This is a genomic window from Micromonospora sp. ATLC20, assembly GCF_057196585.1.
Map to the genome: position 1 here is coordinate 146286 of NZ_JBXUOV010000001.1, position 22403 is coordinate 168688.

Below are 22403 nucleotides of genomic sequence, written 5' to 3' on the forward strand. Positions count from 1 at the left end.
GCACTGCGGATGCGGTCACGGTACGGAATTCGCTTGAGCGGTGCCGAGACATGGGTCAGAGTCGTTCCATGATCTCCTACCGGAAGGGCGGTGACGCCCCGGCGCGATGAGCGCCTCCCCGCGGCGCGACGACGCCGCGAAGATCCCGCACGAACTGTGGCAGCAGGCGGTCCGGATCCGCCAGGAATGGCTCGACCACGCCCTGTCCACACAGCCGGCCGACCGGCAGACCGCCGAGCGCTGCCTGACCGCCGTCTACGCGAGGGCGTCGCGGCCGCGACCTCGCTTCGAATGGGTCGACTCGCCGGCCAAGGCGCTGCCTATGGTCAGCGGCTGGCCCACCCTCGAAGGGCTCCACGAGCGCATCCGGGCGGTACGGCCGCCCCGGACGCCGCTGCTGGCGAGCGACATCGCCGTGGTCGTCTCCCAGCTCCGGGGCGCGCTCAGCGCGGGCGTCGTGCACACCGATCCCGAGCTGTCGCCCGCGCGCCGGGGCAAGGCCAAGGAGCCGTGGCCCGAGCTGGCACCGCAGCGGGCGTTCGACGGCGGCGTACCGCTCGCCGTCGTGCTGCACCAGGGGGTACGCGCGGCGCTGCACCGCAGCCTCGCGCACGGGTTCTACCTGCCGGTGCGTGCGGCGCTCGCAAGTGACGGCCCGGTGCCCGTGTGCTGGTACGGGCAGCAGGACGCGTCGTGGATCGCCTACTACGACGTGCTGCGCCGGCTCGGTCTCGCCCGGTACGGGCCGGACGAGGCCGGACACCTGGACACCTGGGCCGACCTGGCCCGCTCCTGCGGCTGGTGGTGGCCGGGGGAGGACGTCTGCGTCGTGGTGGACCGGCCACAGGTGATCCGGACCGAGCCGGTCCCCGGTACGCCGCACGACCGGGTCCGGCTGCGACCCGGCGGCGTGCGCTACCGCGACGGCTGGCAACCCCTGCGCAGCGGCGTGGGCGCCGATCCGGGATGACGGGCATCCGCGCGGGCGGAGGCCTTGATTGGATAGGCGACGGTAAATAGATTGGGCTGGGCGCCGCCGAGGTCCGCGAGAACCGGACCCCGGCGGCTGACCGGGCCACCTTCGAGCCGGGCACATCGGTCGTACGCATCGACCACTCACCGTGGCGCATCGCCGCGCCGCACCCTCGCGCACCGCCGCGTCCGACGAGGACGCGCGCTGCTGCGCCCTGTCCGACGCCGAAGGACTTCCCATGACGATTCTCCGTGCCCGTCCCGCCCCGCTCATGGCGGCCGTCGCCGCGCTGGCCGCCGTCACCGCGGCCGGTACGGCCCTGCTCACCGGCCCGGCCGCAGCCGCACAGGGCTGCCGGGTCGACTACACACCCAACCAGTGGCCCGGCGGGTTCACCGCGAACATCACTGTGTCACCGGGTGACACCGCCGTGTCCGGCTGGACCGTCACCTGGACGTATGCCGGGGACGAGCGCGTCACGAACGGCTGGAACGCCACAGTGAGCCAGTCCGGGTCGACGGTGACCGCCCGCAGCATGTCGTACAACGGCAGCATTCCGGCCGGCGGCTCGACCGAGTTCGGCGTGCAGGGCACGTACGGCACCGCCGGCGGCGCGCCGACCGGGTTCAGCCTCAACGGCGTACCGTGCAACGGCGCCGGGCCGACCACACCGCCGCCCACCACGACGGTGCCGACCACCGCCCCGCCGACCACGCCACCGCCCACCACCGCGCCGCCCACGACTGCTCCACCGACAACCCCGCCGCCCACGACGCCGCCGCCGACCACCCCGCCGCCGAGCGGGTGCGCGGGGGCGGTGCTCTGCGACGGCTTCGAGAACCAGACCGGTCCGACGCCGTCGGGTGACTGGAGCGTGGTGAGCCCGGACTGTTCCGGCGCCGGCACGGCCACCATCGACACGTCCACCACGCACAGCGGCAGCCGGGCGGTACGGATCAACGGCGCGGCCGGGTACTGCAACCACGTCTTCGTCCGGACCACGAAGAACCTCAGCGGCCTGGGCAGCGTCCGGTACGCCCGGATCTGGGTGCGGCACACCACCGCCCAGCCCACCGACCACACCACGATGATCACCATGTCCGACGCCGCCGACGGCAACCGGGACCTGCGGCTGGGCGGCCAGAACGGCGCACTCCAGTGGAACCGCGCCTCCGACGACGCCACGCTGCCCGAGCAGAGCCCGGCCGGGGTGGCGCAGAGCGTGCCGCTGCCCACAAACCGCTGGGCCTGCCTGGAGTTCATGGTGGACGGTTCTGCCGGTCAGCTGCGTACCTGGCTGGACGGCGTCGCCGTGACCGGGCTGACCGCCGACGGCGTACCGACGCACGACATCGACGGCCAGTGGTACAACCGCACCTGGCGACCGCAGCTCACCGACCTGAAGCTGGGCTGGGAGAGCTACGGCGGCGGCGCCGACACCCTCTGGTACGACGACGTGGCGATGGGCTCCACCCGCATCGGCTGCTGACCCACAGCGAGTGGAACGCCACGGGTGCCGCAGGCCGCCCGGACACCCGTGGCGTTCCAGCGCGGGCGGGCGGCTCAGTGCTCGACGGTCATCCGCTGGGTGCCGATCACGGAGAGCAGCCGCAGCGCCTCCTCCGAGGGGGAGCCGGGCGTGGCGGTGTAGATGACCACCTGCTGGTCGCGGTCGGTGATGTCGAGGACGTCGCAGTTGACAGTCACCGGCCCGACCAGCGGGTGCCGGAACGTCTTGCACAGCGTCCGCGCACCGCCGACGTCGTGGGAGGCCCACAGGCGGGCGAACTCCTTGCTCCCGGCGAGCAGCTCGGCGATCAGCGCGGCCATCTCCGGGTCGTCCGGATAGCGGGCCGCGGCGGCGCGCAGCCGTCCGACCGAGTGGCGGGCGAACTCGCTCGCGTCCGACACGCCGTACATCAGGTGCGGGCCGAGGAACGCCCGGCGGACCAGGTTGCGGTCCCGCCGGGACACCGCGGAGAAGTCCTCCATGAGCGCTGCCGCGAGGTCGTTCCAGGCGATCACCTCGAACGTCGCCGAGGTCACGAACGCCGCCGCCTGCGGCAGCCGGTGCAGCAGGTCCAGCACGCTCTGGCGTACCTCCCGGGGTGGCCCGGGCGGCGGCGCGGGCGGCTCCCCGGCCAGGTGGTGGAGGTGGTCGCGTTCGGCGTCGGACAGCCGCAGCGCGCGGGCCAGCCCGGCCAGCACCTCCCGCGACGGACGCGGACCCCGGCCCTGCTCCAGCCGGGTGTAGTACTCGGTCGAGATGAACGCCAGCCGCGCCGCCTCCTCCCGGCGCAGTCCCGGGGTGCGGCGGCGCCGTCCGGCGGGCAGGCCCACGTCGGCCGGGGCGATCCGCTCCCGCCTGCTGCGCAGGAACACTGCCAGCTCACGTCGGTCCACGACCCCAGTGTGCCCGCGTGCCGCGGAGCGTAACCAGGTACCGCCGGTGCCTGGATGGGCTCCGCGACCGGCCCCAGGCTTGCCGGCATGGACACCACACGAACCGACACGACAGTCCACCCGACCGCCGGCCTGCTCGCCGGCAAGGTCGCCTTCATCACCGGCGCCGGGCGCGGCATCGGCGCCGCGGCGGCCCGGCTGTTCGCCGCCGAGGGCGCCCGGGTGCTGCTCGCCGCCCGGACCGAGGAGCAGTTGAAGGCGGTCACCGAGCAGGTCCGGGCCGCGGGCGGCACCGCCGAGTACGTCGTCTGCGACCTGGCCGACGCGGCGAGCGTGCGCGCCGCGGTCGACCGCACGGTCGAGGTGTACGGCCGCCTCGACGTCGCCTTCAACAACGGCGCGACGATCGTGCCGCCCGGACCGATGGACCGGGTGCGCGAAGAGGACTTCGACCACGTCTACACCGTCAACCTGAAGGGGCCGTGGCTCGCCCTGGTCGCCGAGGTCGCGGCGATCCGGGCCACCGCCGGCACCGGCGCGATCGTGAACAACTCCAGCGTCGGCAGCCTGATGGGCAACCCCGCGCTGCCCGCGTACGGGGCGATGAAGCGCGCGGTCAACAGCCTCACCGAGTCCGCGGCGGTCACCTACGGACCGGAGGGCATCCGCGTCAACGCGATCGCCCCGGGCAGCACGCTCACCGAGATGATGCGGTCCTGGGACGCCGAGTCGCCCGGGATCATCGACCGTCTCGCGGCGGCCACGCCGCTGCGCCGGGCCGCCGAGCCCGACGAGATCGCCCAGGCCGCCGCCTGGCTGCTCAGCGACCGCGCCTCCTTCGTCACCGGTACGGTGCTGCGGGTCGACGGCGGCGCGCGGGCCTGACAGGGCTCAGACGGTGGCGTCCCGGACCGGCCGGGGCTCCACCGCGCCGGCCGTGACGGGAGAGGGCCGGAAGCCCTTGACGACCAGGTGGACGCCGAGCGAGAACTCCCACACCGCGATGGGAAGCGCGGCGACCGCCGCCACCGCTGACAGCCGGTCCCAGGCGCCGAACAGCGTGCCGAGGTCGGAGGCGACGAGCAGCGGTGCCCCGGCGAGCCCGAGCAGCGGCAGCACGCGCGGTACGAGACGCGACTGGTAGAGCAGCGTGCCCAGCAGCAGCGCGTTCACGGCGGGCAGGAAGCCCTGGCTGAGCAGGAACACCGAGTCGTAGAAGGCGACGAGCGTCCGGCCGGTGACGAGCGCGTCCGGCCCGGCGGCGGAGTCCCGCAGCGCGACGAGCGTCAGGATGCTCGCGACGCCGACGAGGATGCCGGCGGCTTCGAGCACCCGGGCGCCGACGAAGCCCAGCGCGCGGGCCGGGCCCTGCTGCCGGAGCACCGGGTACAGCGCGACGGCGGTGCCGATGCAGGCGAGCGCGACGACCATCTCCAGGACGCCGCCGAGGACGACCGGGGCCTGCGACGTGGTGCCGAGGACGTAGTCCGGCTCGCGGACCGGGGCGTACAGGGCGACGGTGGGGATCGAGACGAAGGTGAGCAGATAGGCGCCGCCCGCGACCAGCGAGGTCTTCCGCAGTGAGTCCATCGGGGCTTCCCTCCGTCGCCGCCCGGCCGATGGTGGTGGTGCCCTCACTCTGCTGTGGACCCGCGCGGCGGCACATCGGCCGCTCGGACATCTCCCCTCGCGCGATGCGTACGGGCCACCGGTGCGGCACACCGGTGGCCCGTACGCGTCAGCGGTTCATCGCGTACGCCACCACGAGCGCGACGAGCGCCAGCGCGGCCAGCACCGCCGCCACGATCTTCGCCGTGCTGTAGGGACGCTCGCCGATGACCTCACCGGTGCGGGCGTTCACCAGCACCTGGTACGACCGGCCCGCGTGCAGGTACGCGGCGATCCACACCGGCAGCAGGACCAGCTTGTACGACACGTCGGAGTACGTGGTGTCCACGGCGGACACCCGCTGCTCGTCACCGCCGATGTCCGACCGGCAGTCCCCCTCGATGACCGGAGCCATCCGCGCCTTCGCCTCGGTCAGGCCCGCCTCGGGCTCGGTGTCGTACCGCAGCGCCTGGTATCCGGCCAGGTAGTCACCGTGGAACGCGGCCGCCTCGGCCAGCGGCCACGGCGCCAGCTTGTCCAACTGCTCGGTGGGCAGGTGGGTGGTGGCGGGCACCAGCACGTCGTCGAAGTCCCGGCGTACGGTCCCGGCGGCCGGATGCCACCGGGTGTGCCGCACCTGCCGGGTTCGCGTCTCCTGCTTGCCGTCGACCGTCACCGTGTACGTCTCGGTGACGTAGTAGTGCTCGCCCCGCTGACCCTGGTAGTCCGACACGGTCCGCGCGTCGAACGTCCAGTGCGGAAGGTACGTGCCCTTCAGCGTCTCCGCCTCGCTGATCTTCTTCAGGCTCCCGGGCGCGAACCAGCGGCTGCGGCACCACTGGCCCAGGGCCGTCCGCACACCGTTGCGGTCGACGGCGAACGGCAGCACCGCCTCCGGCGCGATCAGCTCACCCGCCCCGGCGTCGGCCACCAGGGGAGCCGCGCAGAACTGGCAGCGCTGCGCCAGCGCGTCGCTCTCCGTCCGTGCACCGCAGCCCGGGCAGACGAACGTGTGCGCGCCGACGCTCGCCACCGGCTTGCGGGGCAGCGACGCCAGTTCCGCGTACGCATGCTCGCGCACCTCCCGGCCGGCACCGGCGATCTCCTGCCGGTGCCCGCAGTACGGGCAGCTCAGCGCGGTCGTGCCGGGTGCGAACTCGACCCGGGCGCCGCACCCCCCGCACTGGTAGGAGGGCGGCGAGACAGCCGTGTCGCTCATTGCGGCGGAAGCGGCGGCGGGACGCTGGCGAGCACCGACGCCAGCTCGGGCACCTGCCCGGCGGGCTGCCACTGCGCCATCCCGGTACGCCAGACGAGCGTGTCCGCGCCGAGCGCGCCCGCGTTCGCCTGCTCGGCCAGCGCGCCGAGGTCGTACGGACCCTGGCGCTGGCCGCCGACGCCGACGTACCACTGGGCCTGGCCCGGCAGCGGCGGCGGCTCGGCGGGGGCGGGCTGCGCCGGCTGCGTGGCCGCGCCACCGCCCATCGACCGGGCCATCTGCTGGCCCATCGCCATGCCCATGCCCAGGCCGATGCCCGCGCCCGCCTCGCCACCCGGGTTGTTCGCCGCGGCCTCCATCGCGTTCGCGGCCTGGAAACGGGTGTACCGGTCCAGGTCACCGACCGCGCCCATGCTGGTCCGCTTGTCCAGCGCCTGCTCGACCTCCGGCGGCACAGACACGTTCTCGATGACGAACTTGGGGATCGCGATGCCGACTTCGGCCAGTTCCTCGGTCAGCACGGCGGCCAGCCGCCGGCCGATCGCGTCCTGGTGCGCGGCGAGGTCCAGCAGCGGCACGCCGGCCGTGGCGAGCGCGCCGCCGAGGCGTCCCACCATGAGCTGCCGCAGGTACTCCTGCACCTCCTCGGTGCGGAACTGCGGGTCGGTGCCGACCAGTTCCCGCAGCAGGCGCGACGCGTCCACCACGCGGGCCGCGAAGGCGCCGAACGCCCGTACCCGGACCACGCCGAACTCGGCGTCGCGCAGGATGACCGGGTTCTGGGTGCCCCACTTCATGTCGGTGAACTGCCGGGTGTTGACGAAGTACACCTCGGCCTTGAACGGCGAGTTGAAGCCGTACTTCCAGCCCTTCAGGGTGGACAGGATCGGCAGGTTGCGGGTCTCCAGCGTGTACGTCCCCGGAGTGAAGACGTCGGCGATCTTCCCCTCGTTGACGAACACCGCCGTCTGGGACTCCCGGACGACCAGTTGGGCGCCCATCTTGATCTCGTTCTGATACCGGGGGAACCGCCAGACGATCGTGTCGCGGCTGTCGTCCAGCCACTCGATGATGTCGATGAGTTCGCCCCGGAGCTTGTCCATCAGCCCCATCGCAACCCTTTCCTCGGCGCCGGTCTCCGGCGTCGCGGGCGACCATAGCAACCGCCCGCCACCTGCGAAAAGAGAACGATTCTGCGCCTATCGGCACCCACCGATCGGGGTTGCTCAGCCGGTTTCGCCGGCCATCGATTCGCCGGTGGCCGTACGCTGCTCCGGAATCCGGGAGGTCCGGCCGGGGGCATCGACGACGCGCTCGGTCTCCTGCACGAGATAGTGCGGACGGCGTTTGGTCTCGTAGTAGATCCGGCCGATGTACTCGCCGATCACCCCGAGGATCATCATCTGGATGCCGCCGAGCCCGATCACGCTGACGATGATCGTGGTGTAGCCGGGCACGTCGATGCCCTTCTCCACGGCGTCCGCGACCACCCAGGCCATGTAGCCCACGGCGATGAGCGTGAGGAACAGGCCGCCGTAGATCGCCAGGCGCAGCGGCCGGTTGTTGAACGACAGCAGGCCGTCGAACGCGTAGTTGAACAGCTTGCCGAACGTCCAGCGGCTCCGCCCGGCCTGCCGGGTCTCGTTGCGGTGCGCCACCACGGCGGTGCGGAAACCGATCCACGAGAACAGGCCCTTGGAGAAGCGGTTGTACTCCGGCATCGCCAGGATCGCGTTCACCGCGAGCCGGGAAAGCAGCCGGAAGTCGCCGGCGCCGTCGAGCAGGCGTACGTCTATCCACCAGTTGACCAGGCGGTAGAAGGAGCGCGAGGCGACCATCCGGATGAACCGGTCACCACGGCGGTCCCGGCGGGCGATCACCTGGTCGAAGCCCTGGCGGTAGAGCATCACCATCTCGGGCAGCAACCGCGGCGGGTGCTGCAGGTCGGCGTCCATGATGACCACCGCGTCGCCGGTGGCCCGGCGCAGGCCGGCGAGCATGGCCGCCTCCTTGCCGAAGTTGCGGCTCAGCGACGTGTAGCAGACGGCTGGGTCGGCGGCGGCGAGCCGGCGCAGTGCCACCAGCGTGCCGTCCTCGCTTCCGTCGTCGACGTACACCACCTCGACGTCCACATCGGTGAGCTCGGCGAACGCGACGCTGAGCATCTCGTGCAGCCGCTCCACCGACGCTTCCTCGTTGAAGCAGGGCACCACCACCGACAACCGCACGGCGCTCACCCCGCCCGGCCCGGGCATGCGGGACCGGTGCCCACGGCGTCAGAGGCGGTAGACAAGCGTGCCATCGACTTCCTCCCGGGTGATGCCCAGCCCGTCGACCGGCCGGGTCTCGATGCCCTCCCACGGCGTACCCGCCGCGCGGCTCGGCACCGCGACGACCGACCGCACGCCGATTCCGCGCAGGTACGCCACGCTGCCCGCGTCGGGGAACGTCGCCACGGCGACCCGTGTCTGGGCCTGGGTGACCGGCTCGAAACCGCCGAGCCCGTTGGTGATCCGGGGGAATCCGTCGGTCGACCACAGCATGTAGTTCAGGTCGCCCACCCCGCCGGCGGGCAGCACCAGCATCGGTTCCGGCGCGGTCCGCATCGCCGCCGGTGGCGTCGGCACCACCGGGTGCGGCGTGCGGTTCACGCCCTCCAGCGTGACCAGGGCGAGCGGCACCAGCAGGACCAGCGCCGCCACCGCCCGGGACGCGCGCGCGGCGGCGGGCCGGCGCCACGACTCGGCCAGCGCTGTCACCAGCCCGGCCGCCAGCACGGCGAGCAGCAGGCTGGTCCAGTGCATCATCCGGCCCGGGGTGCGCAACGCGTCCCAGCCCGGCAGGAGGTTTGACAACGTCAGGTAGCCGGGGTCGCCGTCGCCGCCGAGCGTGGCGCCCAGGCCCAGCAGCACGGTGCCGGTCACGCCGAGCCCCAGCGCGACCCGGTGCCGCACCGGGAACGCCGAGACGAACAACCCCGCCGCGGCCAGCCCGATCAGCGTCATGCCGGGCAGCAGTGCCATCTCCGGCGGCCAGGTCAGCTGTTCGCGGGCGGCGGCGTGCCGTTCCCCCCACAACCACGAGTCGCCGGGCGCGGTGATGAACCCGATCAGCGGCGGGGAGAACATCTTCGTCCAGTCCAGCGAGCGGACGGCCTGCGGGTTGAGGTCGACCACGCGCAGGTAGACCAGCCCGAGCAGCAGCGTCACGGTGCCGAACACGGCGCCGCCGGCCAGGTCGGCGATCAGCAGCCGCCGGCCGAACGGTGGCCGCTCCCGCTTGCGCCACCAGGACCAGCCGTAGCAGCCGGCCGCCACCAGCACGGCAGCCAGCAGGAAGTAGACGAGCGGCAGCCCGATGCCGAAGCCGAGCGTGACCTGCCAGGCCGCGACGAGCCACCCGGCCACCGCCCAGCCGGGCTTGCGTCGTTCCGGCCGGTAGCCGTGGCGTAGCGACCAGCCGTGACCGCGGGCCAGCATCGCCAGCGCCAGCGCGATCCCGCCACTGGACAGGATGTTCAGGTGACCGGAGTGCGCCAGCCGCCAGGGCGCGTACGCCCACGCGATCCCGGCGACCGCACCGCCCCAGCGGTTGGCGCCGAGCTGCCGGGCCAGCGCGTACGCCCCGAGGAACGCCAGCGCGTGCAGCAGCACGTAGAGCACGTTGTAGCGGATCACCGCGGCCTCGAAGCCGGAGCCGAGCATCCCGAACGGGGCGTACCCGAGCAGGGTGTCGCTGTAGGCGTAGGTGTAGCGCTCCGGATAGAACGTGTTCGAGTTCCAGAGGTTCGCCGGATCGCTTAGCAGGGCGTGCCCGGACCAGGCGACCTGCCACGCCTGCAACGTCGGGTCGCCGAGGTCGCCCGGGATCGTGGTCGCCGGGTGCCGCATCGTCGGCCAGGTCAGCACCACCGCCAGCAGCAGGCTACCCAGGATCGCCAGCGTCCACTCCGGGTTCGGCCGCCACCGGCGCCTGCCGTCCGACGGGCGCTCGTCCGTGGGGCGGTCGTCCGAGGGCCGGTCGGCGGGGGGCTGCGCGGGACCGGTGTCCTCAGCGGTCGGCGGGGCGACGGCGGGCCGGATCTTCATGGGATAGATGCTTCACGATGCTGCTGGTCCTGTCGATCCGCTGTCCGAAATATGGTTGAAACTTCCGGCCCGCCATACCGGAAGGCCGCCTACGCGAACCGGTCGGCGAGCGCCGACAGCTTACTGACGTACGCCGGCCAGTCGTAGCCCTCGGGAACGTTCCGGTTGTCCCGCCCCAGCCCGATCGCCGCGTCGTGCTGCTCACGCATGACATCGGCGTGCCCGGCATGCCGGGCCAGGTCGACGCAGACGTGCACGATGACCTGGTGCAGCGTCACGTCCTGCCGGCCCGGCTGCCACCACGGCACCCGCCCCGGCGCGTCCAGCGGCAGCGTCTCGATCGTCTCGTCCGCGAACGCGCCGACCCGGCGGTACAGGTCGATCAGCCCGTCCTTGGTCTCGTCCTCGCGGGCGTACCAGTCGGCCTGCGGGTCCGCGTCGAACGTCTCGGCGGCGACCAGCTCCGCCGGTGTGGGGAACTCGCGGCCGAACGTGGGCCCGAAGTAGCCGGCCTCGACGTTCAGGCAGTGCTTGAGCACCCCCAGCAGGTTGTTCCCGGTCGCGGTGCGGGGGAGCCGGGCCTCACGTTCGCTCAGCCCGTCGAGCTTCCAGATCAGGTTCTCCCGGATCGCGCGCAGGTAGTGGTGCAGCGCTGCCTTCGGGTCGTACGGCTCACTCATGCCCGACACTCTTCCGCATGGGTCGGACATCGTGGGGGCGCCGTCAGCCGGTCTGGCTGTTGTCCTTGTGCGCGCCCCACCCGTGCCAGCGCTCGATCTCGATCCAGGCGCTGACCCGGGCGCGGTCCCGCCGGGGGTACGGCTTCCCGGTGTAGTGCTGCGAGATCCGGTCGATGTCCGCCAGGCCCTCGTCGTCGCGCAGCTCGACCACCCGCCCGATCAGGCTGACGTGGGTGTACCAGTTCCCCTCGTCCAGCACGGTCAGGGAGACCCGGGGATCGCTGCGCAGGTGTGCCAGCCGGCGGCGGCCCTCGTCCATGTTCACCAGGACGCGGCCGTCCTCCCACAGGTACCAGGTGGCCGCGGACACCGGCTGGCCGTCGCGCAGCGTGGCGATGACGGCGGGATTCGGCTTGCCCAGCATGGCGACGGCGGGCTCGGGCAGCGGCGGCTTCGACATGGCTCTCACTCTACGTACCCGCCGGGCCCGCCGCTGGTCATGCGGCGGGCGCCGCCCGGACGGGCTCCCCGGCGGTGTCGCCCGCCGGGGAGCCCGTCGCACGCCGGTCAGGCGCGTGCGCTCCACTGCTGGTTGGTGCCGCCGTGGCAGTCCCAGAGGTTGATCCTGGTCCCGTTGGCGGTGCCGTAGCCGGCCGCGTCCAGGCAGCGCCCGGACTGGACGCCGCTGATCGTGCCGTTGGCGTTGAGGTTCCACTGCTGGTTGGGCTGGCCGTTGCAGTCCCAGATGATCACGCTGGTGCCGTTCGCGGTGCCCCGCCCGCTCGCGTCGAGGCACTTGTTGCCGAGCACCTGCAACTGCTTGGCCGAGGTGTAGGTCCAGCGCTGCATGGTGCCGCCCCAGCAGTCGTACAGCTGCACGGCGGTGCCGTTCGTGGTGCTGCCGTTCGGCACGTCCAGGCACCGGCCCGAGCCGGCGCCGACGAGCTGCACGTTCTGGTACGTGCCGCCGCTGCTGCCTGGGGTGCCGATGCTGCCGGACACCGACTGCAACGCGCGGTACCAGACCGCGGCCATCTTGTCGTAGCCGGTGGCGGTCGGGTGGATGCCGTCGATCAGGTCGGCGGTGGTCAGCGCCGAGTACTGGTCGACCAGGTGGACCCGCTTGCCGGCGTTCACCTTCGACTGCACGATGCCGGGCAGCGCGGCGTTGAACGTGCGCACCGCCGCCGCCTGGCCGGAGTTGGCGAGCGGGATGATCTGCGCGACGAACACGTCCGCGTTCGGCGCCGTGGTGGTGATGCGGTCGATGAGCGAGGAGAGCCGGTTGGGCGCCGTCGAGACGTTGTAGTTCTGCAGGATGTCGTTGGTGCCGATGTGCAGCAGCACGGTGCGCGGCTGGTAGGCGTTCAGCCAGCCGGTGATGTTGGCGTCGATCTGGTCGATGCGCCAGCCGGGGTGGCCCTCGTGGTCGTGGTCGCCGAGGTTGCCCGGCCCGTTGAACTGGGAGCCGACCAGGTCGACCCGGTAGCCGCCGCCGGCCAGCCGCTGCCACAGGCCGATCCGGTAGCCGCCCGGCACCTGGGTGCCCTCGGTGATGGAGTCACCGAGCGGCATCACCCGGGTGCCGCCGTTGGACTCGGCGACCGCCGGGCCGGCGGGCGTGAGCACACCGGCGGCCAGCAGGGCCAGCGCGGCGCCCGCGGTGAGCCATCTCCTCACTGTCGTACGCATGAACGCTCCTCTCACGGGCTGGTGCAGGTCAGGGACGGGGTGGACGGGGAGCCGTCGGCGATGAAACCGAACGTGGTCGAGCCGGACGCGGGCACCGAGCCGTTGTACGCCGCGTTACGGACGGTCGCCGTGGATCCGCTGGTGCTCAGCGTGCCGCTCCAGACCTGGCTGATGCTCTGGCCACCGGCGAGGTTCCACCGCACCGACCAGCCGTTGAGTGCCGCGGCGCCGGCGGTGACCGTCACCTCGGCCTGGAAACCGCCGGACCAGGAGTTGGTGGTGCGGTAGGTGGCGGTGCAGGCGCCGCCGGTCGGCGGCGGCGTGCTGGGCGGCGGGGGAGAGGAGGGCGGCGGGGTCGACGGCGGGACCGGCGGCGGGGTGCCGCTGAGGCTGGAGGTGAACCACCAGTGGTCGATGTTGAACAGCGAGCCGCTGCCGCCGGTGAACCGCAGGTAGAGGTCGTGGGTGCCGGTGGCACCGCTGACCGGGCAGCTCGGGTTGGTCCACGTCTGCCAGTCGCCGGTGGGGGTCACCTGACAGGTGCCCACCAGCGGGCCGGTCACGCTGTCCAGGCGCAGCTCGATTGACCCCCCGCTACCGGCCGAGGCCACCATCGCGGTGAACTTGGTCGCGCCGGCGCCGAAGGCCACGCCCTTGACCTTGATGTAGTCCCCGTTGTCGATGTAGCCGACGTTCCGCCCGCCCAGGGAGGACGCCTCGGTCTCCACTCCCTGCCCCCAGGCCATCGTCTCGGCCTCCTGCCGGGCGTACGGGTCCAGGGTGCCGACCTGCGGGGCGCCGGTGGTGGTCATGTTGATCGTGGGGATCGAGCCGTCCGCGCCGTAGGAGAACTTCTCCACCGCCACCGACCTGGTGAAACCGCCGCCGCCGGGCAACGCGCCGTTGTGGTAGAAGAAGTACGAGTTGCCCTTGAAGTCGATGATCCCGGGGTGATTGGTGAAGCTGCTGCCCTGGGTCGGCATGATCGTCCCGCGGTACGTCCACGGGCCCAGCGGCCCGGGCGCGGTCGAGTAGGCGACGAACTCGGAGCAGCACTTGGCCGCGAACGCCATGTAGTAGAGGCCGTTGCGCTTGTACACCCACGGCCCCTCCTCGTAGAGGGTGGGCCGGTTCGCGTCACCGGTCCGTGCCCCGAAGCCCGCTGTGGTCAGCGGGATCTGCGTCGGGCTGCCCGAGTACGAGATCATGTCCGCGTTCAGCTTCACGTACCACAGGCGCGGGTTGCCCCAGTACAGGTACGCCTGACCGTCGTCGTCGATGAACACGGTCGGGTCGATCTCGCCGTTGCTCACCAGCGGACGCCCGATGGCGTCGCGGAACGGGCCGGTGGGGCTGTCCGCCACCGCCACCCCGATGCCCATCTGGCCGGTGGCCCGCACGACCATCGGCACGTACCAGTAGAACTTGCCGTTGCGGTGGACCGCCTGGCCGGCCCACGCGTCCTGCTTGGCCCAGCTGAACGTGGCGAGGCTGAGCGGCGATCCGTGGTCGGTCCAGTTGACCATGTCGTCGGACGAGAAGACCCGCCACTCCTTCATGGTGAACCAGGTCGAGTTGTCCTCGTCGTGGCCGGTGTACAGGTAGACCCGATTGTTGTACACGAGCGGGGCCGGGTCGGCCGTGTAGATGGTCTGCACGATCGGGTTGTCCGCCCGGGCGACGGTCGGGCTCAGCCCGCCGGCGACGACCGGGGCCAGCCCGAGCAGGGCGAGCATGGTCACGGCCAGCGCGAGCCATCGTCTGGTCCGGCGGTCGGGTCTCCATAGCGTTGAGTTCACAGGTCATCTCCCCGGTAGGCCGCGCCGCGGCGGATGGGTACGGTCGGCGAAGGTCGGGCCGTCACGCCCGGCTCCACTTCTGGCTGCTGCCGCCGGTGCAGGCGGACAGGACGATCGGGGTGGCGTTGCCGGTCCCGCCGCCGTTCGGGCTCAGGCACAGTCCGGACTGGACGCCGGTGATCGTGCCGTCGGTGTTGACGTTCCACTGCTGGTTGGCACCGCCGTTGCAGTCCCAGATGATGACCCGGGTGCCGGACGAGGTGCTTTGTCCCTCGGCGTCGAGGCACTTGGTGCCGTACACCTGGAGCTGTCGGCCGGAGGTCGTCGTCCACTGCTGGTTGGTGCCGCCGTTGCACTCCCACAACGTCGTCTGGGTGCCGTTTGTCTGGGATTGGTTCGGCACGTCCAGGCAGCGGCTCGAGTTGGGGTTGAGCCACGCGCCGCTCGTACCCCCGGGGTTGCCGCCCGGGCCGGCGACGACCGACAGGTTGTCGAACTGGGCGGTCTCGCCCTGGCTGGTGCCGAAGCCGACCTGGCCGGTGCCGAACGTGGAGTCGGTGACCGTGCCGACGGTCGTGCCGTCGATGGTGGCGGTGATGGTGGTGCCGGAGAAGCCCAGCGCGAGGCTGTGCCAGCGGCCGGTGCCCAGCGCCGCGACGTTTCCGCTGCGCAGCGTGGCGAGCTGCCCGGCGGTGTTGTTGCGCAGGATCGACCACGAGCCGGAGTCGGTGACCCGCAGGAAGTAGCCGTTGTACCGGCCGATCGGGTCGAGGTTCGTGGTGCCGACGCGGCCCTGGATCTGGGCGTAGCCGGACTGTTCGAGCAGGACGTCGGCGGAGACGGTGTAGTTGCCCCAGCTCAGGTTGCCGCCGTAGGTGGCCGGGTCGGCGAGGGTCTTCCAGGTGATCGGCGCCTGCGCGGACATCTGCCGCAGGCACATGCCGGCCCGGCCGCCACCGCAGCCGACGGTCTCGAACGCGCCCTGCATGTCCTGGAGGTACTTCGGTATCCGACCGGCGGCGTACCCGTCGAAGTCGTCGCGGTACGGCAGGCCGAGCGAGCCCTGGGCCGGGCTGGTGGCGGTGCCCTTGCCCTGCCCCGTGGTCGTGGTGACGGTGTAGAGGTGTCCGGGCTGGACGGTGAGCGAGAACGATCCGCCCGACGGGGTGATGTCCGCGCCGCGGACGAAGAAGTCGTTCGGGTTCGTCGAGTTCAGGTTCGTGGACCAGACGTGCACCTGGCCGGTGGAGAGCCCGCCGGTGACGTTCATGGTGAGCTGCTGCGCCGACGTGGCGTCCATGGTCTCGATGACGGTGCTGTAGTCGCCGCCGGTGGGGGAGCGCAGCGACACGTAGCTGCCGTTGTTGCGGTTGCCGCCCAGGTAGCCCGAGGACGAGTCGAGGTAGCGCCAGCCGGGGGCGGTGAACTGGGTGGTGTGTGCCAGTGCCCAGGTGTTCTTGCCGACCGAGTACCAGCCGGACCAGGGCTGGTTGGCCAGGATCAGCCCGACCGTGGACCAGGGCAGGTTCGGTGTGATCGCGGCGATCAGGTCCCAGTTGAGGTAGGCGACCATCCGGCCGTCGATGTAGCCGCGGTTGATGCCGCGCGCGAGCGGCTTGGCGCCGTCGTTGTAGTCCTGCGAGCCGCCCTCGCTGTTCCACAGCGTCTTGCCGGTGCTGGTGGCCGTGGAGGAGACGGTGCAGGTGGTCTGCGCGCTCAGGTAGCCGCACGGGTAGTGGCCGCTGAGCACGTCGATGCTGTTGCGCAACGTCGTGTTGCCGGCGACGGCGTTCGCCGGGCCCCAGCTGCCCGGGTAGTCGTCCCCGTAGATGATCTTCACGCCGCTGTAGCCGTTGGCGTTCAGCGCCTGACGCAGGCTGATGGTCCAGTTCGCGTCGGTCCGCTTCTCGTTCTGGGCGGCGGTGATGTAGTCCATGGTGAGGTTGTGCTGCCGCGCGCAGCCCAGCCAGTCCACGAAGTAGTTGATCATGTCCTGGGACATGAAGTTGCCGTTGCCGATCCACCCGGGAGCACCCCAGGGCAGCGCCGCCAGCTTGATGGCGGGGTTGCGGGCCTTGGCCTGCTCCATGATCCACCACTGGTAGCCGCGGTTGCAGTTCAGGTCGCCCCGGACGTGCTCGTGGCTCGGCTCCGAGCCGCTGGTGGAGTTGGTGTCGCCGCCCATCTCCACCTTGAGGATCTGCAGCGCGGCGCCGTATCCGGGCTTGAACAGGTAGTCCAGGATCTGGCCGCGCTGCGGTTCCGGATAGTCGATCAGCAGGCGGCTGTTGCCGCCGCCACCGCTGACCGCGCCCACCCCGTCGAACGTCTGGCCGCCGGAGGCGCCGTTGACGGTGATCGTGGTGGCCGCCTGGGCGGGACCGGCGGTGAGGGTCAGGCCGCCGCCGGCGGCCAGGACGGTGGCGGCCAGCGCCGCCAGCAGTCGGGGGCGGCGGCGTATCCGTCTCGGTTCGGACATGACGGGTCCCTTCACGAATTCGGGAGTGTGGTCGCTGACGTCGCGCGCGCCGGTCAGCGGTAGCCGGCGGCGACGATGTCGGCTTGGACGGCGTTCTCGGTCGCGTCGGACGGGTAGCCCGCCACCATGGCGCCCTCGTAGAAGGTGCCGGCGCTGAGGTTCGCGCCGCCGCCGGGCTTGCAGCAGTCGCCGCCGCTGCCCAGGATGATGGCGCCCTGCTTACGCATCGGGCTGTAGCCGGCCGGCAGCGACCCGTCGTAGAGCGTGTAGAGGCCGCCGGACTGGGCGTTGCTGCCCTTGATGGCGAACCGCGAGGTGCCGTTGTTCTTCAGCGTGGCGGTGACGAACCGGTTGGTGAAGGCCCGCTGGTTCGGGTTCCAGGACTGGCTGCCGCCCGGGTAGAGACCCCACTCCAGGTCGGCCTGCACCCAGGGGCCGCTGCCGGAGCAGCCGCCGAACCAGCAACTGGTGCTGAAGTTGATCGCGTCCATCGCCCCGGCCGCGTCGGCGCTGCGGGTGGTCTCGCTGTTGCCGTAGTCGAAGCAGCAGCCGCTGTTGACGTGGGTGCCGCTGGTCACCATGTACATGCCCTCGGGGGCCGCGCCGGTGGGGACGCCGGTCAGGTGGCCGTCCCGCCAGTAGCTGTTCCCGGGGTTGATGTAGAGGGAATACGCTCGGGCGCCGCCGACCGTCAGCGACTCGCTCGTCGCGTTCGCGGGCCGGCTGGAGGTGGAGCCGGGGACCTGCGCGGAGCCCTGGTACCACAGGTCGTTCCCGCGTCCCGACTGGTCGAACACGGCGGTGATCACGCAGCTCGTACCGGCGCAGAACGCGTCCTGCGCGGCGGCGTCGGCGTAGCCGCCCGCGCTCAGTGGACCGATGTTGCGGGTGCCGTTGTCCGAGGAGCGGCGGACCTGGTAGAGGTTGCCGCCGTACGCCGAGAACAGCGCCCGGGTGGTGCTGTGCGCCGCCACGCACGGCGTGCCGCCCGCGGCGTAGATGTCGCACGGCCGGCCGCCGGGCGGGGGCGTCGAGGTGGGCGGCGGTGACGACGGTGTGGTCGAGATGGTCCACCGCTGGTTGGCCTGGCCGTTGCAGGTCCACAGGATGATCCTGGTGCCGTTGGCGGTGCCCGCGTTCGTGGCGTCCAGGCACAGCCCGGACTGCTGGCCGGTGATCGCGCCGGCCGAGGTGACGTTCCACTGCTGGTTGGCCTGGCCGTTGCAGTCCCAGATGATCACGGTGGTGCCGGGGCTGGTGCCCTGGCCGTTGGCGTCCAGGCACTTGTTGCCGTACACCGTGAGCTGCTTCGCCGACGTGTAGGTCCAGTTCTGCGGCGCGCCACCCGTGCAGTCGTGGAGCTGCACCTGGGTGCCGTTCGTGGTGCTGCCGTTGGGGACGTCGACGCAGCGGCCGGACTGCGCGCCCACGATGGAGCCGGGCCCGGGAGCGGCCACGGCGCTTCGGCTCTGAGTGGCCAGGGCGGCGCCGGCAACGACCAGGACGAGGATCAGGGCGGGGATGGTCAGGCGCGGTGGTCCGGATCGGGCGGACCGGGGGGGACGGGGGATCACCATGACGGCTCCTCGGGTACGCAGGGCTCCGCTGCCGTTCGTCGGCGCGGCGCCTCACGAGCTATGGATGGCCGCCGGTGCAAGCGCTAACACCTGTGACACAAGTGCTCTGACTAGCCTGGTGGTGGTGGCATGTCAGGCGCCAATGTTAACGCAAACATCGACCGGAGTTAATTAGAGCACATTCCGGGGGGTAGCGGGACCTCAGTTGGTGCCGGCCGGGGCCGGGCCGAGGGCGGCGGCATGCCACCCAGGCCCGGCTCCCGTGCCGGGTCGGTCAGGGACTGGTGCAGCTGACGCCACTGGGTGCGGTGGCGCCGTTCCCGGTGGCGGTGAACCCGAACGTCGTCGAGCCGTTCGCGCCGACAGTGCCGTTGTAGTCGGCGTTGCGGACCGACACCGAGCCGGTGGTGCCCGTGTTGACGCCGTTCCAGAGGCTGCTGATCGCCTGGCCGGAGGCCAGGGTCAGGCGTACGGTCCAGCCGTTGAGCGTGGTGGCGCCGTTGTTGGCCACCGTGACCTCGGCCTGGTAGCCACCCGGCCAGGTGTTCACGGTCCGGTAGGTGGCGGTGCAGGCGCCCGGCTCACCCGGCGGCGGCGTCGTGACCGGCGGGGTCGTGGGCGGTGCGGTGGTGACCGGCGGCGTGGTCGGCGGCACGGTGGTCGGCGGCACCGTGGTCGGCGGCGTGGTGGACGCGAACTGGCTGAAGAACCGCCAGATCTCCCCCGACGTCCAGGTCCGGGAGTCGTTCGGGCTGGACGACCCGTCGACCGGGCTGGGGGTGTGGTCGCCGTCGAACGCGGCCCACTGCACCGGGTAGCCCTCGCGGCAGCCGGAGTACGTGGTGGTGATGTGGGTGAGGCTGCCCCGGCTCGGCTCGCGCGGACTCTGCGCGGTGCAGCCGTTGTTGCGGACGAACGTGTCGCGCAGCGAGCGGCCCATGGAGATGTTCAGGACGCTGTCGTAGATGCCGTGGATGCCGAAGTAGGCGACCGGCTGGGTGCCGCCGTTGCAGCCGCTGAGGTTGGCGCCGGAGATCACGGTGACCGCGCGGACGACGTTGGGCCGGGCGCAGGCCACCGCGTAGCTCATCGCCCCGCCGTAGCTCCAGCCGAGCGCGAACCGCTGGCTGGTGTCGACGCAGAGGTCGTTCTCGATCTGCCGGGAGATGTCGTCGAACAGCGTCAGGTCGCGGCCGTTGGTGTTGGCCCAGCCGTTGTCGATGCCCTGCGGTGCGACGAAGATCGTGCTGTTGTTCGACAGCGGCAGCAGGCCGTAGTAGCCGGCCGAGGCGACGTTGTTCGCCGAGCCGTTCAGCCAGTGGAACCCGAAGATCAGCCGGTACGGGCGGTTGCGGTCGTACCCGTCCGGGATGCGCAGGATGTAGCTGCGGTTCTGGCCGCCGCTGGAGATGGTGCGCGTCCCGCTGGACAGCGTCGGGGCCTTGCCGCAGCCGGCGGTCGCGGCGAGCGTGCCGTTTGTCGACGCCTGCGCCGTCTCGCCGAGGTCGGCGCTGAGGGCGCCGCCGGCCGCCGCCGCGAGGAGCACCGCCGCGGCGGCGATGGATGAGAGAAGGGATGTTCGTTTCGCCATTGCTGGACTCCTTGCCCTGGGTGGTGGTGCAGGCCGAACCGTCCGTCGATGCCGACGTCGCCTGCGAAGAGGGCGCGGAGCCGCGCGTGCGGCCGGGGCCGAAGTCGTCCGTTGGCCGCCTGCGTCGGCGTGCATCGGCGGAGCGGCCCGGACTGGTCACCGACCGGCGAGGCGGCGAGGACGGTGCCTCGGGTCGCTTTGCCGGTTGCGGGGGTGACGGGGAGCGTGCCCTTCGCTCCCGTGCCGGAACATAGCAGGTTATCGATAACATGTTCAACCGGCCGGGTCCGGAGGAATGCCGGGTGGACCGCCGGGTGAGCGCTCACAGGAGCGCGCGGGCGAGGTCGGCCTCGGCGAGCCCGAGCCGCCGGTACGCGGTGGAGCGACCCCGGGTGTCCCTCCCGGGGTCATCGGCGTCTTCCAGCCCGGTTCGATCTCCCGTGCGTAACGGTTAGGTGAACTTGTGTGAACGCTTTCAGCGGGGTCATCCCGCACTTCGGGAGTGCTCTGATTTCATGGCGCGGCCGTGTTCGGTGAACACCGTTCACCCTATTGTTCACTCGTGCCTAATCCGGTAGAACACCAGGTAGGTCCGCAGCTCGGGCCATTCGCCTCGTGCTTCTAGGAGGGCTTCTCATGGCTCGTTCACCCCGTCCGGGCGCCTCCTCGCCCGCGCTCTCCCGCCGCGGCGTCCTGCAGTTGGGTGGCAGCGTCGCGCTCCTGTTCGCCACCGGTGCCTGCGCCGCGGACAGCGGCAACAAGTCCACGGACGGCAAGTCCGGCGGCGCCTCCGCCAAGACGCTGCGCATCGCCGTCTCCAGCTACCTGTCGAGCTGGGACCAGGACTTCGTCGGTTTCGACCTGACCGCGCTGATGCTCTACAAGAACGTCTTCCCGTACCTGATCGACTACGGGGTCACAAACGCCGGCGGCAGCCAGATCCTCGACACCCAGAACATCACCCCGACGTTCGCCGAGTCGTTCGAGCCGGACGCCGAGCAGAAGGTGTGGACGCTCAAGCTGCGCCGCGGTGTGAAGTTCGCCAGCGGCAACGAGATGAAGGCCGCCGACGTCAAGTGGTCGAAGGACCGCGCGTTCGCCGCCCAGGCCAACGTCGCCGGCGTCTACCGCACCATCGGCCTCACCAGCGCCGACCAGGTCAAGGTCGTCGACGACTACACGGTCGAGTTCCACCAGGCGTTCCCGAGCGCCCTGACCCGGCAGATCCAGGCGATCTCGCTGTACGTCTTCGACTCCGTCGAGGCCAAGAAGCGCGCCAGCGCCAGCGACCCCTGGGCCAAGGAGTGGTTCGCGAAGAACCCGCCGACCGGCGGCTACTTCAACGTCGCCAAGGCCACCCAGGGCCAGGAGATCGAACTCAGCGCGAACACCGGCTACCCGGGCCCGGACCCGGCCAAGACGCCGACCATCCGGATCTCGGTGGTGCCGGCCGCGTCCAACCAGCGCCTCCAGCTCCAGGCCGGTGACATCGACATCGCCCTGGGCATCAGCCAGCGCGACATCCAGGACCTGAAGAAGGCCCCGGGCATCAAGGTCATCTCGGCGGCCAGCAACCGCCAGGTCGCCATCCAGATGTCGGTCACCGCGGCGCCGTTCAACGACGTGAACGTCCGGAAGGCGCTCGCGTACGCGGTGCCCTACGAGCAGATCATCAACAACGTGTACGGCGGCGACGCCCGCGCGGCCAAGAGCCCGGTCCCGCTGGACATGCCCGGCTACGACGAGAGCGGCTACCCGTTCACCTACGACCTGGAGAAGGCGAAGGCCGCCATGGCCGCCGCCGGCCGGGCGTCGCTCGACTCCGAGCTGGTCTTCGAGGCTGACAACGAGGAGCAGCAGAAGATCGCCGTCCAGGTGCAGAGCGAGGCGGCGAAGGCGGGCATCCGGCTCAAGCTGACCCCGCTGGACCCGGCCACCCTCGGCGAGCGGCGGACCAAGAAGAACATCCCGCTCCAGATCACCTCCGGGCAGCTCTGGGTGGACGACGTCGAGTACATGCTGGCGACCAGCTTCGTCAAGGGCGCCAACCTCAACTACTCGAACTACAGCAACCCGGAGATCGAGCAGATCTACGAGAAGTCGCACACCACTGTCGACACGGCCGCCCGCAACGCGCTGTGGAAGCGGGTCCAGGAGATCCTCGCCGCCGACGTGCCGTGGGTGGTCATCTGCCAGCCCAACTTCAACCTGCCCGTCCGGGAGTCCGTCGCCGGCTGGGTGCAGCCGATGGACGGCCTCGCCCGCCTGCGCTACCTGAGCGCGTCGGCCTAGGA

The 22403-nt window shown here is 71.4% G+C and carries 17 protein-coding genes; 4 read left to right on the forward strand and 13 right to left on the reverse strand.

Going from position 1 to position 22403, the window contains the following annotated elements; all coding sequences use genetic code 11:
- Positions 1–106: 106 nt before the first annotated feature.
- The gene (locus tag AC2CHG_RS00690) at positions 107–970 is read left to right on the forward strand and encodes a DUF6745 domain-containing protein (RefSeq protein WP_484523940.1); all 864 of its coding nucleotides are present in this window, start codon (positions 107–109) and stop codon (positions 968–970) included.
- 241 nt (positions 971–1211) lie between these two features.
- Positions 1212–2462 (forward strand): cellulose-binding domain-containing protein, encoded by a 1251-nt coding sequence (locus tag AC2CHG_RS00695; protein WP_484523941.1) that lies wholly within the window; start codon positions 1212–1214, stop codon positions 2460–2462.
- 74 nt (positions 2463–2536) lie between these two features.
- Here the strand turns inward: AC2CHG_RS00695 and AC2CHG_RS00700 are convergent, their stop codons facing one another.
- Positions 2537–3376, reverse strand: coding sequence for a helix-turn-helix transcriptional regulator (locus tag AC2CHG_RS00700; protein ID WP_194800781.1), 840 nt, complete (start codon positions 3374–3376; stop codon positions 2537–2539).
- A gap of 87 nt (positions 3377–3463) precedes the next feature.
- On the opposite strand from AC2CHG_RS00700, the gene AC2CHG_RS00705 reads away from it, so the two are divergent.
- Complete coding sequence (locus AC2CHG_RS00705; protein ID WP_194800782.1) at positions 3464–4261, forward strand: SDR family NAD(P)-dependent oxidoreductase; 798 nt, start codon at positions 3464–3466, stop codon at positions 4259–4261.
- A gap of 6 nt (positions 4262–4267) precedes the next feature.
- On the opposite strand, the gene AC2CHG_RS00710 is transcribed toward AC2CHG_RS00705, so the two are convergent.
- The 12 genes from AC2CHG_RS00710 to AC2CHG_RS00765 all read right to left on the reverse strand — a co-directional run bounded on the left by AC2CHG_RS00710 (position 4268) and on the right by AC2CHG_RS00765 (position 20109).
- Positions 4268–4966, reverse strand: a complete 699-nt coding sequence (locus tag AC2CHG_RS00710; RefSeq protein ID WP_194800783.1) for a DUF4386 domain-containing protein — start codon at positions 4964–4966, stop codon at positions 4268–4270.
- Positions 4967–5114: 148 nt separating this feature from the next.
- Positions 5115–6203 (reverse strand): TFIIB-type zinc ribbon-containing protein, encoded by a 1089-nt coding sequence (locus AC2CHG_RS00715; RefSeq protein ID WP_194800784.1) that lies wholly within the window; start codon positions 6201–6203, stop codon positions 5115–5117.
- Positions 6200–7306, reverse strand: a complete 1107-nt coding sequence (locus tag AC2CHG_RS00720; RefSeq protein ID WP_269696442.1) for an SPFH domain-containing protein — start codon at positions 7304–7306, stop codon at positions 6200–6202. Before AC2CHG_RS00720 ends, AC2CHG_RS00715 begins: the two co-directional genes overlap by 4 nt.
- A gap of 123 nt (positions 7307–7429) precedes the next feature.
- Entirely contained in the window at positions 7430–8458 is a 1029-nt protein-coding gene (locus tag AC2CHG_RS00725) for a glycosyltransferase family 2 protein (protein WP_442929330.1), read from the reverse strand.
- A 21-nt stretch (positions 8459–8479) separates the two neighbouring features.
- A complete protein-coding gene (locus AC2CHG_RS00730; RefSeq protein ID WP_194800786.1) occupies positions 8480–10291 on the reverse strand; it encodes a hypothetical protein in 1812 nt (603 codons plus the stop codon).
- 89 nt (positions 10292–10380) lie between these two features.
- Positions 10381–10971, reverse strand: coding sequence for a DinB family protein (locus AC2CHG_RS00735; protein WP_194800787.1), 591 nt, complete (start codon positions 10969–10971; stop codon positions 10381–10383).
- 43 nt (positions 10972–11014) lie between these two features.
- Positions 11015–11431, reverse strand: coding sequence for a PPOX class F420-dependent oxidoreductase (locus AC2CHG_RS00740; protein ID WP_194800788.1), 417 nt, complete (start codon positions 11429–11431; stop codon positions 11015–11017).
- Between the two features lie 107 nt (positions 11432–11538).
- Complete coding sequence (locus AC2CHG_RS00745) at positions 11539–12663, reverse strand: RICIN domain-containing protein (RefSeq protein WP_194800789.1); 1125 nt, start codon at positions 12661–12663, stop codon at positions 11539–11541.
- 11 nt (positions 12664–12674) lie between these two features.
- The gene (locus AC2CHG_RS00750; protein WP_194801036.1) at positions 12675–14399 is read right to left on the reverse strand and encodes a family 43 glycosylhydrolase; all 1725 of its coding nucleotides are present in this window, start codon (positions 14397–14399) and stop codon (positions 12675–12677) included.
- Between the two features lie 124 nt (positions 14400–14523).
- Complete coding sequence (locus AC2CHG_RS00755) at positions 14524–16941, reverse strand: ricin-type beta-trefoil lectin domain protein (RefSeq protein ID WP_484523942.1); 2418 nt, start codon at positions 16939–16941, stop codon at positions 14524–14526.
- A 53-nt stretch (positions 16942–16994) separates the two neighbouring features.
- Complete coding sequence (locus tag AC2CHG_RS00760; RefSeq protein ID WP_463839851.1) at positions 16995–18518, reverse strand: arabinofuranosidase catalytic domain-containing protein; 1524 nt, start codon at positions 18516–18518, stop codon at positions 16995–16997.
- A gap of 274 nt (positions 18519–18792) precedes the next feature.
- Positions 18793–20109, reverse strand: a complete 1317-nt coding sequence (locus tag AC2CHG_RS00765; RefSeq protein WP_262012106.1) for a cellulose binding domain-containing protein — start codon at positions 20107–20109, stop codon at positions 18793–18795.
- Positions 20110–20745: 636 nt separating this feature from the next.
- On the opposite strand from AC2CHG_RS00765, the gene AC2CHG_RS00770 reads away from it, so the two are divergent.
- A complete protein-coding gene (locus AC2CHG_RS00770) occupies positions 20746–22401 on the forward strand; it encodes an ABC transporter substrate-binding protein (protein WP_366623745.1) in 1656 nt (551 codons plus the stop codon).
- Positions 22402–22403 lie beyond the last annotated feature (2 nt).